The organism is Pseudomonas sp. F9001, assembly GCF_013385435.1.
In the GTDB taxonomy this organism is placed as follows: Bacteria; Pseudomonadota; Gammaproteobacteria; order Pseudomonadales; family Pseudomonadaceae; genus Aquipseudomonas.
Genome location: NZ_JACAPX010000013.1, coordinates 355,022 through 370,724 on the forward strand (window position 1 = coordinate 355,022; position 15,703 = coordinate 370,724).

Below are 15,703 nucleotides of genomic sequence, written 5' to 3' on the forward strand. Positions count from 1 at the left end.
ATCAGCCCGCCTGTTTGCGGGACTGCATCGCGAGGTACCTCCATGGTGCACAGCATGACCGCCTTCGCCCGCGTCGAAAAAGCCGGCGTCCAAGGCACCCTGAGCTGGGAATTGCGCTCGGTCAACAGCCGCTACCTGGAGCCGCACCTGCGCCTACCGGAATCGTTTCGCGACCTCGAAGGCGCGGTTCGTGAGGCACTGCGCCAGGGCATCTCCCGCGGCAAGCTGGAATGCACCCTGCGCTTTACCGAGGAAACCACCGGCAAGCCGTTGCAGGTGGATCGCGAGCGCGCCGCCCAATTGGTCGCCGCCGCCGAAACCATCGCCGGCCTGATCAAGCAGCCTGCCGCCATCAACCCGCTGGAAGTCCTGGCCTGGCCCGGCGTGCTGGTGGCCGATGCCACTGACCCACAGGCGTTGAACGCCGAGGCGCTGACCCTGTTCAACCAAGGCTTGAAAGAACTCAAGGCCGGCCGCGAGCGTGAAGGGGCCGAACTGGCCCGCCTGATCAGCGACCGCCTGACCTCCATTGAAGAAGACGTGGTGACCCTGCGCGAACTGGTGCCGCAGATGCTTGCCACCCAGCGCCAGAAGGTCCTGGACCGCTTCGCCGACATGCAGGCCGAACTGGATCCGGTGCGCCTGGAGCAAGAGATGGTCCTGCTGGCGCAAAAAAGCGACGTGGCCGAAGAACTCGACCGCCTGAGCACCCACATCCTGGAAGTGCGCCGCGTGCTCAAGTCTGCCGGTGCCGCCGGTCGGCGCCTGGACTTCCTGATGCAGGAACTCAACCGCGAAGCCAATACACTGGGCTCCAAAGCCTTTGATCCGCGCAGTACCCAGGCGGCGGTCAACCTCAAAGTGTTGATCGAGCAAATGCGCGAACAAGTACAGAATATCGAGTAAGGCACCCTGACATGACCCACAGCACCGGCACCCTTTACATCATTTCCGCCCCATCGGGCGCGGGCAAAAGCAGCCTGGTCAAGGCCCTGACCGACGCTGACGAGCAGATCCGCATCTCGGTGTCCCACACCACCCGCGCCATGCGCCCGGGTGAAGTGAACGGCGTGCACTACCACTTCGTCGAGCGCACCGAGTTCGTCAAGATGATCGAGCACGGTGATTTCCTGGAGCGCGCCGAGGTCTTCGGCAACCTCTACGGAACCTCCCAAAGCCACCTGCAGCAGACCCTGGACGAAGGCCACGACCTGATCCTGGAAATCGACTGGCAGGGCGCCGAGCAAGTGCGCCAGCTGATGCCCAAAGCTCGCTCGATCTTCATCCTGCCGCCTTCGCTGGAAGCGTTGCACCAGCGCCTGACCAATCGTGGCCAGGACAGCGACGAGATCATCGAAGGTCGCATGCGTGAAGCCGTCAGTGAAATGAGCCACTACGTCGACTACGACTACCTGATCATCAACGACGATTTCGCTCACGCGCTGGACGATCTGAAAGCGATTTTCCGCGCCAATCAGCTCCAGCAAAAGCGTCAGCAGCAGCGTTTCGGCAAATTATTGGCCGAACTGCTCGGCTGATTGGCTCTTCCCAAAACCGCTGCAGGGGCTTTACATTGGCACTTGTAGCGCGTTTGCGATGGCCTGCGAAAAATCAGCGCTTCCCTAAACGCTGGTGATTTTTTAAACTGTTCAGTCCGCTCGCCCAACCGGGCAGCGCGCATATTGCATTCGCTCCGAGGAATACCATGGCCCGCGTAACCGTTGAAGACTGCCTAGAACACGTGGATAACCGCTTTGAGCTGGTCATGCTCTCTACCAAGCGTGCCCGTCAACTGGCCACTGGCGGCAAAGAGCCCCTGGTCCAGTGGGAAAACGACAAGCCTACCGTTGTAGCCCTGCGTGAAATCGCTGAAGGCCTGATGAGCTACGAGTTCATCGCCAACGCCGAAATCGTTGAAGACGAACCGCTGTTTGCAGCGTTCGAGGACGAGTCCAACGAGGCCGTCTAAGCCTATGCCTGGTCGACGTAGCACGGCGCGGGGTCACAGCCAACGGCAGGAGTTAATACTTTGCCGAGCATAGACGCCCTCGCCGATCGCTTATCGACCTACCTCGGCCCAGACCAGGTCAACCTGGTCCGCCGAGCGTATTTCTACGCCGAACAAGCCCACGACGGCCAACGCCGCCGCAGTGGCGAGGCGTATGTCACGCATCCTCTTGCCGTGGCCAATATTCTTGCCGACATGCACATGGACCATCAGAGCCTGATGGCCGCGATGCTGCATGACGTGATCGAAGACACCGGCATTGCCAAGGAAGCGCTCAGTGCGCAATTTGGCGAAACCGTGGCCGAACTGGTCGACGGGGTCAGCAAACTGACCCAGATGAACTTCGAGACCAAGGCCGAAGCCCAGGCGGAAAACTTCCAGAAGATGGCCATGGCCATGGCCCGGGACATCCGGGTGATCCTGGTCAAGCTGGCCGACCGGCTGCACAACATGCGCACGCTGGAAGTGCTGTCCGGTGAAAAACGCCGGCGCATCGCCAAGGAAACCCTGGAAATCTACGCGCCCATCGCCAACCGGCTGGGCATGCACGCCATTCGTATCGAGTTCGAAGACCTCGGCTTCAAGGCCATGCACCCGATGCGTTCCGCGCGCATCTACCAGGCAGTGAAACGCGCCCGGGGCAATCGCAAGGAAATCGTCAACAAGATCGAAGAATCCCTGAGCCATTGCCTGGCGATCGATGAGATCGAGGGCGAGGTCAGCGGCCGGCAGAAACACATCTACGGCATCTACAAGAAGATGCGCGGCAAGCGCCGGGCCTTCAACGAGATCATGGACGTGTACGCGTTCCGGATCATCGTCGACAAGGTCGATACCTGCTACCGCGTGCTGGGTGCTGTACATAATTTGTACAAGCCCCTGCCGGGACGCTTCAAGGATTACATCGCGATTCCCAAGGCCAACGGCTATCAGTCGCTGCATACCACGCTGTTCGGTATGCACGGGGTGCCGATCGAGATCCAGATCCGCACCCGCGAAATGGAAGAGATGGCCAACAACGGCATCGCCGCCCATTGGCTGTACAAATCCACCGGCGACGAGCAGCCAAAAGGCACCCATGCCCGCGCCCGCCAGTGGGTCAAGGGCGTGCTGGAAATGCAGCAACGTGCCGGCAACTCCCTGGAATTTATCGAAAGCGTGAAGATCGACCTGTTCCCGGACGAGGTCTACGTGTTCACGCCCAAAGGCCGGATCATGGAGCTGCCCAAAGGCTCCACGGCGGTCGACTTTGCCTACGCGGTGCACACCGACGTGGGTAACAGCTGCATAGCCTGTCGGATCAATCGTCGACTGGCCCCGCTGTCGGAACCGCTGCAAAGCGGTTCCACGGTGGAGATTGTCAGCGCACCGGGCGCGCGCCCGAACCCGGCCTGGCTCAACTTTGTGGTCACCGGCAAGGCTCGCACCCACATCCGTCATGCCCTGAAACTGCAACGCCGTTCCGAGTCCATCAGCCTGGGCGAACGCCTGCTGAACAAGGTGCTCAACGGCTTCGACAGCTCCCTGGACAAGATCCCGGCCGAACGCGTGCAGGCGATGTTGCACGAGTACCGCCAGGAACTGATCGAAGACTTGCTGGAAGACATCGGCCTGGGCAACCGCATGGCCTATGTGGTCGCGCGCCGCCTGCTGGGCGAAGGCGAACAGTTGCCAAGCCCCGAAGGCCCGCTGGCGATTCGCGGCACCGAAGGCCTGGTGCTCAGCTACGCCAAGTGCTGCACGCCGATCCCTGGCGACCCGATTGTCGGCCACCTGTCCGCGGGCAAAGGCATGGTGGTGCACCTGGACAACTGCCGCAATATCAGTGAAATCCGCCACAACCCCGAGAAATGCATCCAGCTTTCGTGGGCAAAGGATGTCACTGGCGAATTCAACGTCGAGCTGCGGGTCGAGCTGGAACACCAGCGCGGCCTGATCGCCCTGCTGGCCAGCAGCGTGAACGCGGCCGACGGCAATATCGAGAAAATCAGCATGGACGAACGCGATGGCCGCATCAGCGTGGTCCAACTGGTGGTCAGCGTGCACGATCGCGTGCACCTGGCCCGCGTGATCAAGAAACTGCGCGCCCTGACCGGGGTCATCCGCATCACCCGCATGCGCGCCTAGCCCATCCATTACAAGGAGTCATTCATGACCAAGACTGTTATCACCAGCGACAAGGCACCAGCAGCAATCGGTACTTATTCCCAGGCGATCAAGGCGGGCAATACCGTCTACATGTCCGGCCAGATTCCACTGGACCCAAAAACCATGGAGCTGGTTGAAGGCTTTGAAGCCCAGACCATCCAGGTCTTCGAAAACCTGAAGTCGGTTGCCGAAGCTGCGGGCGGTTCGTTCAAGGACATCGTCAAACTGAACATCTTCCTCACCGACCTGAGCCACTTCGCCAAGGTCAACGAGATCATGGGCAAATACTTCGAACAGCCGTACCCAGCCCGCGCCGCCATCGGCGTTGCCGCCCTGCCAAAGGGCGCGCAGGTTGAGATGGACGCCATTCTGGTCATCGAGTAAAACATCCGGCGCAGCGCTTCCACGGGAAGGCTGCGCCGAATTGGTTCTTGGAAGGATTTCGTAATGCGCAAAGCGCTCGTTGCCTCTTCGTTGCTCGCCCTGTTGCTCGGCGGCTGCGCCAGCAATCCCGCCGACCTGGATGTGAGCGGCACCTGGATCAACCAGGCCGCCATCGACGCGGCAGCCAAGGGCGGCCCTTTGCGTGAAGCCCTGCAGAGCTATGGTCCGAACCTCGAATGGGAGGTGAACACCAAAGCGTCCCAGGCCCGCTACTACAACGGTTTTGAAGTAGCTGAAGGCAAATTGCTGGGTGAAAAATCCGGCGCCTGGAGTGTCGATTTCTACGGCAGCTCCGCCACTGAACTCAAGCGTAAAGGCAAGCTGCTGCTGCAAGGGGCCAATGATAACGAGCCCGAGCAACTGTTCGCCCGTGCCAAGGATCCAGCCCCCGAAGGCGCGCCACTGGGTGCCAACTTCGAACGCACCCTGTACGCCGCCTACATGGGCGGCACCTGGAAAATCAGCAGCGGCATTGGCGAAGGCGCCACCGTACAGTTCCAGGCCAATGGCCAGGTAACCGGCTTGCCCGGCGCCGATCAGTACTCGCTGTGCCTGGCGGGCGATTGCGCCTCCATGAGCGGCGGCTACGACAGTATCTGGCTACAGTTGAACGGCCAGGGCAACCCGTGGATCTTTGCGCGCAAGGGCAAGCAACTGGAGATCTTCCAGGCGATCAACACCGCCCAGGCCGACGAGGTACCCTCGTTTACCCCCGGGCCACGACAGTGGTTGCTGGAAAAACATTGACGCAAAAAAAGGAGCCCTCAGGCTCCTTTTTCTTCACGCCGCGATCAACCCTCCAGGATCGCCGCATACCCTTCGCGATAACTCGGATAACGCGGCACCCAGCCCAACGCCTTGGCCCGGGCATTGCTGCACTGTTTGCTCCCAGCACGGCGGACGCTGGCGTTCTCGGCCCATTCGGTCACGCCAAGGTACTCGCGCAACCAGGCAACCACCTCGGCCAGCGGGGCCGGAGCGTCGTCGACGCCGATGTAGCACTGATCCAGCACACCGCCCTGCTCCACGTGCTGCAGCAAAAACGCCAGCAAACCCGCCGCGTCATCGGCGTGAATCCGGTTGCCATATAAAGGCGGATCAATCGCCACGCGATAACCCTGGCGCACCTGGCTCAGCAGCCATTCCCGGCCCGGGCCATAGATACCGGTGAGGCGCACCACGCTCGCGGGAATGCCGCTATTCAACGCCACTTGCTCGGCTTCCAGCATCACTTGTCCGGAATAACCGCCTGCCTTGGTCTCGGAGCTTTCGTCGACCCACTCACCGTTCTGCTGCCCATACACACTGCTGCTGGACACAAACAGCAGGTGCTTGGGCTCCTGGCCGTAGTCGTTCAGCCACTCCAGCACATGCCGCAACCCTTGCACGTATGCCGCACGATAGCCCGCCTCGTCGTGATCGGTGGCGGCCGCGCAATACACCAGGTAATCCACCCCGCCCACCGGCCAGGTATCGGGGCAGTCTTCATTGAACAGGTCGCCGGCAATCCCGATAACGCCCTTGGGAAGGCGCGAAATATCCCGCCGCAGGCCATGAACCTCCCAGCCCTGGGCCAGCAATTGGGTGGCCAGACGGCTACCGACATCGCCGCAACCGGCAATCACCACAGAAGGCGCAGACATCACAAAACTCCGTTCTTAAAGGTCAAGGTTAGCCCCCGCAGATGACCAGCGGCCAGCAAAACGACAAATAAAGTAACTGTATTACTTCTGTTAACAAGAATTACTTGCAATAATAACCGCCCATTTGTCCTCGACCCGTTACGGTCTGGAAGGACGCTCACTCATTTTTTCTCTCAGGTCCGGCCAGCATGACACGCAATACATCCCCCGCTTCGCCAACCAAGCCTCACAGCCCATCCCGCGCCTGGCGTGCGATTGCTGCAGTGCTGTTCAGCGTCCTGCTGGCACCGACCGCCGCGTTCGCCGACAACACCGCGCCGGCCGCCCCGCCTGCAGCGAGCGCGCCAGCTACAGAGCAAAACGCTCCTGCGCCAGCCGCTGCACCGGCCGCGACCGACCCGGCCCTGGCCGCCGAAGGCGCACCGGCTGACGATTCCGGCGTCGTGCTGGAAGAAGACAACAGCCTGGGCATGGCCCACGACCTGTCGCCGTGGGGCATGTACCAGAACGCTGACATCATCGTGAAGATCGTGATGATCGGCCTGGCCATCGCTTCGATCATCACCTGGACCATCTGGATCGCCAAGGGCTTCGAACTGCTGGGCGCCAAGCGTCGCCTGCGCACTGAAATCGTCCACCTGAAAAAAGCCACCACCCTGAAAGAAGCCAGCGAAAGCGCGGCGAAGAAGGGCACCCTGGCGCACCTGCTGGTTCACGACGCACTCGAAGAGATGCGCCTGTCTGCCAACACCCGTGAAAAGGAAGGCATCAAGGAACGCGTCAGTTTCCGTCTTGAGCGCCTGGTTGCCGCCTGCGGTCGCAACATGAGCAACGGCACCGGCGTGCTGGCCACCATCGGTTCCACCGCGCCCTTCGTCGGCCTGTTCGGTACCGTGTGGGGCATCATGAACAGCTTCATCGGCATCGCCAAAACCCAGACCACCAACCTCGCCGTCGTGGCTCCCGGCATCGCCGAAGCCCTGCTGGCAACCGCACTGGGCCTGGTTGCCGCGATTCCTGCGGTGGTGATCTACAACGTCTTCGCCCGTTCGATCGCCGGCTACAAGGCGCAGGTGTCGGACGCTTCGGCAGAAGTCCTGTTGCTGGTCAGCCGTGACCTCGATCACCTGCCTACCGAGCGCAGCTCGCAACCGCATATGGTGAAAGTGGGGTAATCGGCCATGGGCCTGCATTTGAATCAAGGCGACGACGAGCTCGTCGAGAACCACGAAATCAACGTCACGCCGTTTATCGACGTGATGCTGGTGCTGCTGATCATCTTCATGGTGGCTGCACCGTTGGCCACCGTGGATATCAAGGTCGACCTGCCCGCTTCCAGCGCGAAACCTGCGCCGCGGCCGGAGAAACCGATATTCCTCAGCGTGAAGGCGGACCAGCGTCTGTTCCTGGGCGAAGAAGAAGTCAAATCCGACACCCTGGGCGCGGTGCTCGACGCCAAGACCCAGGGCAAGAAAGACACGACCATCTTCTTCCAGGCCGACAAGGGCGTGGACTACGGCGACCTGATGAGCGTGATGGATGCCCTGCGGGCAGCCGGCTACCTCAAGGTAGGCCTGGTCGGACTTGAGACGGCAGCCAAGAAATGATCACGACGCGCCACAAACTGACGCGTTATGGCACCAGCCTTGCCGTCGTGCTGGGCGTCCACGCCGTCGCGATCATCATCGCGCTCCAGTGGTCGGCGCCACATATGGTCCAGCTGCCTCCGGCCGCCATGGTCATCGACCTGGCACCGATGCCGGCGCCACCACCTCCGGCCCCGCCGAAGGTGATCACGCCGCCACAGCCGCCTGCGCCAGTCGAAGAGCTGCCATTGCCGAAACTGGCCGAGGCACCTAAGCCGACGATCCAGGTGCCAAAGCCGGTCAAGCCCAAGCCAAAACCACAGCCGCCCAAGCCTGTGGAGAAGAAGCCCGATCCGCCCAAGGAAAAACCTTCCGAAGAGCCGCCGAGCGAAACTCCGCAGAACAACGCGCCTACGGAAAAATCCGCCCAGCCACAACCGGGCCCTTCACCGCAGCAGATCGCGGCCAAGGCCACCTGGGAAAGTACCCTGCTGGGCCACCTGCAGAAGTACAAGAAGTACCCGCCGGGCGCCCAGGCGCGTGGCAAGGAAGGCCTGAACCGCCTGCGTTTCGTGGTGGATGCCGATGGCAACGTGCTGTCCTACGAACTGGTGGGCCGCTCCGGCAACGCCGACCTGGACCGCGCCACCCTCGACATGATCCGTCGTGCCCAGCCGCTGCCCAAGCCGCCGGCCGACATGTTGAAAGGCGGGAGCATCGAGATCGTTGCACCATTCGTTTACAACATCGAAAAACGTCGCCGCTAAACCCTACCGTGGGCACTTTCGGGTGCCCACGGCTGCTGTTCCCTCCCCCGCGCATCACCGCAACCTGAACCAGGCTTGAACGAATCGACACCTAACTCGATCTTCACTTGTAACAATTAAAGACAACGCTAATTATCCGCGAATCGTTCTCATTAGCGGACATTCGGCATGCCCAACCTTGCCCGGCTGGCTCTCCTCCTACTGGCTTTACCCGTCGCTGCACAGGCGGATCAGCTGGTCACCCTGGCCATTCAGAACCACACCTTCAGCCCCTCGACGTTCGAGGTGCCGGCCGGTGAGCGCTTTCGCATTCAACTCACCAGCCACGATGAAAGCGTCGACGAGTTCGAAAGCTACGACATGAAATTCGAAAAAATCATCGTCCCCGGCAACACCATCACGGTGTTTGCCGGCCCGCTGCATCCCGGCACCTACACCTTCTTCGATGACTACCACCCCGACCAGGCCAAAGGCACGGTCACCGCCGTCGCGGCCAAGGAGTAAGCCATGCTGGCCTGTCTGTTGATCGTGTTTCGAGAAGTGCTGGAAGCCGGGATTGTGGTGGGCATCGTGATGGCCGCCACCCAGGGCCTGGCAAGACGTGGGCTGTTCATTGGCGGCGGAATCGCAGCCGGCGTGCTCGGTGCCGGCATCCTCGCACTATTTACCGGCGCAATTACCCAGGCGCTGCAGGGCTTTGGCCAGGAGATTTTCAACGCAGCCATCCTGGTGGTCGCCGTGGTCATGCTGGGCTGGCACAACTTGTGGATGGCCAGTCATGGTCGCGAGCTGGCGACCCAACTGCGCAGCGCAGGCAATTCAGTACTCAAGGGTGAAAAATCACTCTGGGCCCTGGCCGTGGTCATCACCGTGGCCGTGCTGCGCGAAGGCTCGGAAATCGTGCTGTTCCTCTATGGCATCGCCGCATCCAGCCAGACAGACCCACTGTCGATGCTGGCCGGCGGCGTGCTCGGCATCGTCGCCGGCGCCGCGCTGTCCTGGCTGATGTACCGCGGCCTGGTCGCCATCAGCCTCAAGCGCCTGTTCTCGATTACCGGCTGGATGATCGCCTTGCTTGCCGCCGGCATGGCTGGCCGGGCCGCCGCGATCCTCGCCGGTATCGACCTGATTCCCGCCTGGGGCTACCAGCTCTGGGACACCTCCTGGCTGGTCTCCGATGGCAGCCTCACCGGCCGCGCATTGACCGCGCTGGTGGGCTACACCGACCGACCTCTGGGCGTTCAATTGGTGGCGTGGCTCGTCACCCTCTCGCTCCTGGTGCAGGGTAACCGTTTACTGCATTCACGCCCGACACAATCACATTAACCGCCCCAGGAGCCCCACCATGAAACACCTGCGCAACCCCTTCGCCGCCGCACTGCTGCTCGTCAGCGCCGTGGCCGCTTCCTCCCTCGCCCAAGCCCGCGAATACCCGATTGGCGGACCGGTGCAGATCAATGACATGGAGATCGCCTCCTCGTACTTGGTGGGCATCGAAATGGCGCCCATGCCGCCAGGCATGGTGATGAGCAAGGACTCGGTACACCTTGAGACCGATGTGCACGCCACTGCCGACAACAAATACGGCCTGTCCAACGGTGAGTGGGTGCCCTACCTGACCATCAGCTACTCACTGGTCAAGGAGGGCTCGCCCGACTACAAGGAAATCGGCACGCTGTTGCCGATGGTGGCCAAAGACGGCGCCCACTACGCCAACAACGTGAAAATGGACGGCCCCGGCACCTACACCGTGGTGCTGCGCTATGAAAGCCCACAGATCAAGGGCTTCTTCCACCATGTAGACAAGGAAACCGGCGTGCCTGAATGGTGGGCTCCCTTCACCGAAACCTTCACCTTCAAGTACCCGCAAAAGTGAAATACGGGGCGGCGATACCCGATTAACCGGTGTCGCGGCCCCTACGCTGTCTGATAACGTGCGTCTATCGATTGCAGCCGGTATGCTTGGCCCGCAACCTCATGGACGCCCGCTATGACTCTTACAGAATTACGCTACATCGTTACCCTCGCCCAAGAGCAGCACTTCGGCCACGCGGCCGAGCGTTGCCACGTCAGCCAGCCGACGCTGTCGGTGGGTGTGAAGAAGCTTGAAGACGAACTCGGTGTGCTGATTTTCGAGCGCAGCAAAAGCGCCGTGCGCCTGACGCCCGTCGGCGAAGGCATCGTCGCCCAGGCCCAGAAGGTTCTGGAACAGGCCCAGAGCATTCGCGAGCTGGCCCAGGCCGGCAAGAACCAGCTGACCGCCCCGCTGAAAGTCGGCGCCATCTACACCGTCGGCCCGTACCTGTTCCCGCACTTGATTCCGCAACTGCACCGCGTCGCGCCGCAGATGCCGCTGTATATCGAAGAAAACTTCACCCACGTGCTGCGCGACAAACTGCGCAACGGCGAGCTGGACGCGATCATCATCGCCCTGCCGTTCAACGAGGCGGATGTGCTGACCCTGCCGCTCTACGATGAGCCGTTCTACGTGCTGATGCCGGCGTCCCACCCATGGACGCAGAAAGACACCATCGACGCGGGCCTGCTCAACGACAAGAGCCTGCTGTTGCTGGGCGAAGGCCATTGCTTCCGCGACCAGGTGCTGGAAGCCTGCCCGACCCTGACCAAGGGCAACGACGGCGCCAAGCACACCACCGTGGAGTCCAGCTCCCTGGAAACCATTCGCCATATGGTCGCCTCCGGCCTGGGTATCTCGATCCTGCCGCTGTCGGCGGTCGACAGCCATCACTACGCCCCCGGCGTGATCGCCGTGCGCCCACTGACGCCGCCGGTACCGTTCCGCACTGTGGCGATTGCCTGGCGTGCGAGCTTCCCGCGTCCGAAAGCGATTGAAATCCTCGCCGACTCGATCCGCCTGTGTTCGGTGGCCAAGCCGCCTGCTGCGAGCTAATTAACGGTATGACTGAGCTGTCCCAGGTATCGGTGACGGCACTCAAGGGTGTCGGGGAGGCCATGGCCGAGAAGTTGGCCAAGGTCGGGCTGGAAAATCTCCAGGACGTGCTGTTCCACCTGCCCCTGCGTTACCAGGACCGCACCCGCGTGGTGCCCATCGGCCACTTGCGCCCTGGGCAGGACGCCGTGGTTGAAGGCACCGTCAGCGGCGCCGACGTGGTCATGGGCAAGCGCCGCAGCTTGGTGGTGCGCCTGCAAGACGGCACCGGCGGCCTGAGCCTGCGCTTCTACCACTTCAGCAACGCCCAGAAGGAAGGCCTCAAGCGTGGTACCCGCGTGCGCTGCTACGGCGAAGCCCGGCCCGGCGCTTCGGGGCTGGAAATCTATCACCCGGAATACCGCGCGATTACCGGCGACGAACCGCCGCCGGTAGACACCACCCTCACGCCAATTTACCCGCTCACCGAGGGCCTGACCCAGCAGCGCTTGCGCCAACTGTGCATGCAGACTCTGACGATGCTCGGGCCAAAAAGCCTGCCCGACTGGCTGCCCCAGGAACTGGCGCGCGACTATCAACTGGCGCCGCTGGATGATGCGATCCGCTACCTGCATCACCCACCCGCCGACGCCGACGTCGACGAGTTGGCTCTCGGGCATCACTGGGCCCAGCATCGCCTGGCGTTCGAAGAACTGCTGACCCATCAACTGTCCCAGCAGCGCCTGCGCGAGAGCATGCGTTCGCTGCGCGCGCCGGCCATGCCCAAGGCCAAGCGCCTGCCTGCGCAATACCTGGCCAACCTGGGGTTTGCACCGACGGGCGCCCAGCAACGGGTCGGCAACGAAATTGCCTACGACCTGAGCCAGAAAGAACCGATGCTGCGGCTGATCCAGGGCGACGTGGGCGCGGGTAAAACCGTGGTCGCCGCCCTCGCCGCGTTGCAGGCCCTCGAAGCCGGCTATCAGGTGGCGCTGATGGCGCCCACCGAGATTCTCGCCGAGCAGCACTTCATCACCTTCAAGCGCTGGCTCGAACCGCTGGGCCTGGAAGTCGCGTGGCTGGCCGGCAAGCTCAAGGGCAAGAACCGCGTAGCCGCCCTGGAGCAGATCGCCGCCGGCGCCCCGATGGTGGTGGGCACCCACGCGTTGTTCCAGGACGAAGTGAAGTTCAAGAATCTGGCGCTGGTGATCATCGACGAACAGCACCGCTTCGGTGTGCAGCAGCGCCTGGCCCTGCGCCAGAAAGGCGTGGGCGGCCGCATGAGCCCGCACCAGTTGATCATGACCGCCACACCGATCCCACGCACCCTGGCCATGAGCGCCTACGCCGACCTCGACACTTCGATCCTCGACGAACTGCCGCCGGGCCGAACGCCGGTCAACACCGTGCTGGTCACCGACACCCGCCGCGTCGAAGTCATCGAACGGGTACGCGGCGCCTGCGCCGAAGGCCGTCAGGCGTATTGGGTGTGCACGCTGATCGACGAATCCGAAGAGCTGACCTGCCAGGCCGCCGAAACCACCTATGAAGACCTCACCAGCGCCTTGGGTGAACTCAAGGTCGGGCTGATTCACGGTCGCATGAAGCCGGTGGAAAAGGCCGCGGTAATGGCCGAGTTCAAGGCCGGCAACCTGCAATTGCTGGTGGCGACCACGGTGATTGAAGTCGGCGTCGACGTCCCCAACGCCAGCCTGATGATCATCGAGAACCCCGAGCGCCTGGGCCTGGCGCAACTGCATCAATTGCGCGGCCGCGTCGGCCGGGGCAGCGCCGCCAGCCACTGTGTGCTGCTGTACCACCCGCCGCTGTCGCAGATCGGTCGCCAGCGCCTGGGGATCATGCGCGAAACCAACGACGGCTTCGTGATCGCCGAAAAAGACCTCGAACTGCGCGGCCCCGGCGAGATGCTCGGCACCCGCCAGACCGGCCTGCTGCAATTCAAGGTCGCCGACCTGATGCGCGATGCCGACTTGCTGCCCGCCGTGCGCGACGCGGCCCAGGCGTTACTGGAGCGTTGGCCGGAACACGTCAGCCCGCTGCTGGATCGCTGGCTGAGACATGGGCAGCAATACGGCCAAGTGTGACGGCTGACTCACTTAGACAACCCTCACTTGTATCAAGCTGGTTATACTCCAATGACTGTAGGAAATTGGATTCAGGCCATGTCAGAAGTTGCCCTCGCCACAGCCCCACCGACTGCACCCTCGGTGATTCGGACGCTGCTTGCAAAGCTCGCCATCAGCTACACGGAAGTTGCCGAACGCCCCGGCCTGAACCCGGCGCAGAAGGTTCAAGCCGCACTGCTCGATGATGCCGTGGGTGCACTCATGGTGCTGTTTCCACAGAACCAGTTGCTGGACCTTAATCGCCTCGCCGAGCTCACCGGTCGGCGCCTCACGGCCGTGTCGCCGGAGCGCCTGGAGCGCATGCTCGGCAAGCACAGCCTGAGCCTGCTGCCCGGCCTGCCGCCGCTGACCAGTTCTCCCTGCCTGTACGAAGAAAGCCTGTTGCGTGAGCCGACCGTGCTGGTGCACTCGGGCGAATCCGGGCTGCTGCTGGAGATTTCCAGCGACGCGTTCAAGAGCATGCTGACCAAGGCCAGCGCCGCGCATTTCGGCGAGCCGCTGAGCAACATCCGGCCAAACCTGGATCGCCCCAATGACGACCGCGAGGAAATCACCCAGGCGATGCAGGCGTTCACCGCCCGCCGTATCCAGCAGCGCCTGGAAGCCACCATCGAAATTCCGCCGCTGGCCGATACCGCGCAAAAGATCATCAAGCTGCGGGTCGACCCCAACGCCACCATCGACGACATCACCGGCGTGGTCGAAACCGACCCGGCCCTGGCCGCCCAGGTGGTGAGTTGGGCCGCGTCGCCCTACTACGCCTCGCCGGGCAAGATCCGCTCGGTGGAAGACGCCATCGTGCGCGTGCTGGGCTTTGACTTGGTGATCAACCTCGCACTCGGCCTGGCCCTGGGCAAGACCTTGAGCCTGCCCAAGGACCACCCGCAACAGGCCACGCCGTACTGGCACCAGTCGATCTACACCGCTGCCGTCATCGAAGGCCTGACCCGCGCCATGCCCCGCGCCCAGCGCCCGGAAGCCGGGCTGACGTACCTCGCCGGCCTGCTGCACAATTTCGGCTACCTGTTGCTGGCCCACGTCTTCCCGCCGCACTTCTCACTGATCTGCCGGCACCTGGAGGTCAACCCGCACCTGTGCCACAGCTACATCGAGCAGCATCTGCTGGGCATCAGCCGCGAGCAGATTGGTGCGTGGTTGATGCGCTATTGGGACATGCCGGACGAACTGTCCACCGCCCTGCGCTTCCAGCACGACCCGACCTACGACGGCCAATATGCGGAATACCCGAACCTGGTGTGCCTGGCCGTGCGCTTGTTGCGCAGCCGCGGCATCGGCTCCGGGCCGGATGAATCCATCCCGGACGAACTGCTTGAGCGCCTGGGGCTGACCCGGGACAAGGCAGAGGATGTGGTGAGCAAGGTGCTGGACGCGGAAACGTTGTTGCGCGAGTTGGCGTCGCAGTTCAGCCAGGGATAAATCTGGCGCCTGTTACACCGTATTCGCGAGCAAGCCCGCTCCCACATTCGACCGAGTTCCAACTTTGGAATGGGATTGAATGTGGGAGCGGGCTTGCTCGCGAATGCAGGCGACGCAGTATTGCTGAAGAACCCCCTAGCCTTTGGGCTTTTTCTTCGGCTTCAAATACTTGGTCAACCCCTGGAACCAGATCACCAGCGCCGGGTTGCCCTTGATCTGGATCGACTTGTCCTGAATCCCCGTCATGAACGCCAGTTGCTTGTTCTTCGCCTGCATCGTGGCGAAGCCGTAGGCGGCGTCTTTGAAGGCGATGGCAAACGCAGGCGCGGGATGAACACCCGAGCGGCTGGTAATGCGCTGGTCTTTGACGATGAAGTGACGGGCAACCTTGCCGTCGAGGGTCTGCAACTGGAACGCCAGGTCCTTGTCACCCAACTGCTGCTGGAACGCAGGGTTGGTGCGGCTGGCTTTGCCCATCAACAGGCCAAGCATCCAGAGAAGAAAACGAAATTTCATGCACACGGCCTCAGTGTAATTATTGGGTGGCCGCAGCAGTTTAACGATTTGTGCAAATAACGCTACCGATCTCCCGTTTTAGCAGGAGATCGGCTGGCGTTTAACGCTTATAGCAAC

The 15,703-nt window shown here is 62.2% G+C and carries 17 protein-coding genes; 15 read left to right on the forward strand and 2 right to left on the reverse strand.

Annotated features, from left to right (window positions below; translation table 11 throughout):
* The first annotated feature begins 42 nt into the window (after positions 1-42).
* The 6 genes from HX818_RS14245 to HX818_RS14270 all read left to right on the forward strand — a co-directional run bounded on the left by HX818_RS14245 (position 43) and on the right by HX818_RS14270 (position 5,347).
* Entirely contained in the window at positions 43-906 is an 864-nt protein-coding gene (locus HX818_RS14245) for a YicC/YloC family endoribonuclease (RefSeq protein ID WP_102604063.1), read from the forward strand.
* A gap of 11 nt (positions 907-917) precedes the next feature.
* Entirely contained in the window at positions 918-1,538 is a 621-nt protein-coding gene (gene gmk / locus HX818_RS14250; RefSeq protein ID WP_003213284.1) for a guanylate kinase, read from the forward strand.
* Between the two features lie 167 nt (positions 1,539-1,705).
* On the forward strand, positions 1,706-1,969 hold the full coding sequence (rpoZ, locus tag HX818_RS14255; RefSeq protein WP_003176920.1) for a DNA-directed RNA polymerase subunit omega: 264 nt from the start codon (positions 1,706-1,708) through the stop codon (positions 1,967-1,969).
* Positions 1,970-2,029: 60 nt separating this feature from the next.
* On the forward strand, positions 2,030-4,135 hold the full coding sequence (gene spoT, locus HX818_RS14260; RefSeq protein ID WP_008439435.1) for a bifunctional GTP diphosphokinase/guanosine-3',5'-bis pyrophosphate 3'-pyrophosphohydrolase: 2,106 nt from the start codon (positions 2,030-2,032) through the stop codon (positions 4,133-4,135).
* Between the two features lie 24 nt (positions 4,136-4,159).
* Positions 4,160-4,540 carry a RidA family protein gene (locus tag HX818_RS14265; RefSeq protein ID WP_003213288.1) on the forward strand — a complete coding sequence of 127 codons (381 nt, stop codon included), beginning with the start codon at positions 4,160-4,162 and terminating at the stop codon, positions 4,538-4,540.
* Between the two features lie 63 nt (positions 4,541-4,603).
* Positions 4,604-5,347 carry a hypothetical protein gene (locus tag HX818_RS14270; protein WP_177020292.1) on the forward strand — a complete coding sequence of 248 codons (744 nt, stop codon included), beginning with the start codon at positions 4,604-4,606 and terminating at the stop codon, positions 5,345-5,347.
* 44 nt (positions 5,348-5,391) lie between these two features.
* Here the strand turns inward: HX818_RS14270 and HX818_RS14275 are convergent, their stop codons facing one another.
* Complete coding sequence (locus HX818_RS14275) at positions 5,392-6,243, reverse strand: SDR family oxidoreductase (protein ID WP_177020293.1); 852 nt, start codon at positions 6,241-6,243, stop codon at positions 5,392-5,394.
* A 188-nt stretch (positions 6,244-6,431) separates the two neighbouring features.
* Here HX818_RS14275 and exbB point away from each other — a divergent pair, with 188 nt between their 5' ends.
* The 9 genes from exbB (at position 6,432) to HX818_RS14320 (ending at position 15,070) form a co-directional block, all read left to right on the forward strand.
* Positions 6,432-7,418 (forward strand): tonB-system energizer ExbB, encoded by a 987-nt coding sequence (exbB, locus tag HX818_RS14280; RefSeq protein ID WP_177020294.1) that lies wholly within the window; start codon positions 6,432-6,434, stop codon positions 7,416-7,418.
* A gap of 6 nt (positions 7,419-7,424) precedes the next feature.
* The gene (gene exbD / locus HX818_RS14285; protein WP_003213296.1) at positions 7,425-7,850 is read left to right on the forward strand and encodes a TonB system transport protein ExbD; all 426 of its coding nucleotides are present in this window, start codon (positions 7,425-7,427) and stop codon (positions 7,848-7,850) included.
* Positions 7,847-8,596 carry an energy transducer TonB gene (locus tag HX818_RS14290; protein WP_003213297.1) on the forward strand — a complete coding sequence of 250 codons (750 nt, stop codon included), beginning with the start codon at positions 7,847-7,849 and terminating at the stop codon, positions 8,594-8,596. The genes exbD and HX818_RS14290 overlap by 4 nt, the downstream gene beginning before the upstream one ends.
* Positions 8,597-8,764: 168 nt before the next feature.
* Positions 8,765-9,100 carry a cupredoxin domain-containing protein gene (locus HX818_RS14295; protein ID WP_177020295.1) on the forward strand — a complete coding sequence of 112 codons (336 nt, stop codon included), beginning with the start codon at positions 8,765-8,767 and terminating at the stop codon, positions 9,098-9,100.
* A gap of 3 nt (positions 9,101-9,103) precedes the next feature.
* Complete coding sequence (locus HX818_RS14300; RefSeq protein ID WP_177020296.1) at positions 9,104-9,922, forward strand: FTR1 family protein; 819 nt, start codon at positions 9,104-9,106, stop codon at positions 9,920-9,922.
* A 19-nt stretch (positions 9,923-9,941) separates the two neighbouring features.
* Positions 9,942-10,472: an iron transporter gene (locus tag HX818_RS14305; RefSeq protein WP_087693714.1), complete on the forward strand. Its 531-nt coding sequence runs from the start codon at positions 9,942-9,944 to the stop codon at positions 10,470-10,472.
* A gap of 114 nt (positions 10,473-10,586) precedes the next feature.
* Positions 10,587-11,507: a hydrogen peroxide-inducible genes activator gene (locus HX818_RS14310; RefSeq protein WP_003213305.1), complete on the forward strand. Its 921-nt coding sequence runs from the start codon at positions 10,587-10,589 to the stop codon at positions 11,505-11,507.
* A gap of 8 nt (positions 11,508-11,515) precedes the next feature.
* Positions 11,516-13,591 (forward strand): ATP-dependent DNA helicase RecG, encoded by a 2,076-nt coding sequence (gene recG / locus HX818_RS14315; protein WP_177020297.1) that lies wholly within the window; start codon positions 11,516-11,518, stop codon positions 13,589-13,591.
* Positions 13,592-13,669: 78 nt separating this feature from the next.
* Entirely contained in the window at positions 13,670-15,070 is a 1,401-nt protein-coding gene (locus HX818_RS14320; RefSeq protein WP_177020298.1) for an aminoacyl-tRNA deacylase and HDOD domain-containing protein, read from the forward strand.
* 135 nt (positions 15,071-15,205) lie between these two features.
* On the opposite strand, the gene HX818_RS14325 is transcribed toward HX818_RS14320, so the two are convergent.
* Positions 15,206-15,586: a hypothetical protein gene (locus tag HX818_RS14325; protein WP_008439448.1), complete on the reverse strand. Its 381-nt coding sequence runs from the start codon at positions 15,584-15,586 to the stop codon at positions 15,206-15,208.
* Positions 15,587-15,703: the final 117 nt, after the last annotated feature.

Coding starts and splice junctions, on each gene's coding strand:
- HX818_RS14305 (WP_087693714.1), top strand. CDS start 9,942: ATGAAACACCTGCGCAACCCCTTCGCCGCCGCACTGCTGCTCGTCAGC.
- HX818_RS14295 (WP_177020295.1), top strand. CDS start 8,765: ATGCCCAACCTTGCCCGGCTGGCTCTCCTCCTACTGGCTTTACCCGTC.
- HX818_RS14270 (WP_177020292.1), top strand. CDS start 4,604: ATGCGCAAAGCGCTCGTTGCCTCTTCGTTGCTCGCCCTGTTGCTCGGC.
- exbD (WP_003213296.1), top strand. CDS start 7,425: ATGGGCCTGCATTTGAATCAAGGCGACGACGAGCTCGTCGAGAACCAC.
- HX818_RS14265 (WP_003213288.1), top strand. CDS start 4,160: ATGACCAAGACTGTTATCACCAGCGACAAGGCACCAGCAGCAATCGGT.
- HX818_RS14290 (WP_003213297.1), top strand. CDS start 7,847: ATGATCACGACGCGCCACAAACTGACGCGTTATGGCACCAGCCTTGCC.
- HX818_RS14310 (WP_003213305.1), top strand. CDS start 10,587: ATGACTCTTACAGAATTACGCTACATCGTTACCCTCGCCCAAGAGCAG.
- rpoZ (WP_003176920.1), top strand. CDS start 1,706: ATGGCCCGCGTAACCGTTGAAGACTGCCTAGAACACGTGGATAACCGC.
- exbB (WP_177020294.1), top strand. CDS start 6,432: ATGACACGCAATACATCCCCCGCTTCGCCAACCAAGCCTCACAGCCCA.
- recG (WP_177020297.1), top strand. CDS start 11,516: ATGACTGAGCTGTCCCAGGTATCGGTGACGGCACTCAAGGGTGTCGGG.
- HX818_RS14245 (WP_102604063.1), top strand. CDS start 43: ATGGTGCACAGCATGACCGCCTTCGCCCGCGTCGAAAAAGCCGGCGTC.
- HX818_RS14320 (WP_177020298.1), top strand. CDS start 13,670: ATGTCAGAAGTTGCCCTCGCCACAGCCCCACCGACTGCACCCTCGGTG.
- HX818_RS14325 (WP_008439448.1), bottom strand. CDS start 15,586: ATGAAATTTCGTTTTCTTCTCTGGATGCTTGGCCTGTTGATGGGCAAA.
- HX818_RS14275 (WP_177020293.1), bottom strand. CDS start 6,243: ATGTCTGCGCCTTCTGTGGTGATTGCCGGTTGCGGCGATGTCGGTAGC.
- gmk (WP_003213284.1), top strand. CDS start 918: ATGACCCACAGCACCGGCACCCTTTACATCATTTCCGCCCCATCGGGC.
- HX818_RS14300 (WP_177020296.1), top strand. CDS start 9,104: ATGCTGGCCTGTCTGTTGATCGTGTTTCGAGAAGTGCTGGAAGCCGGG.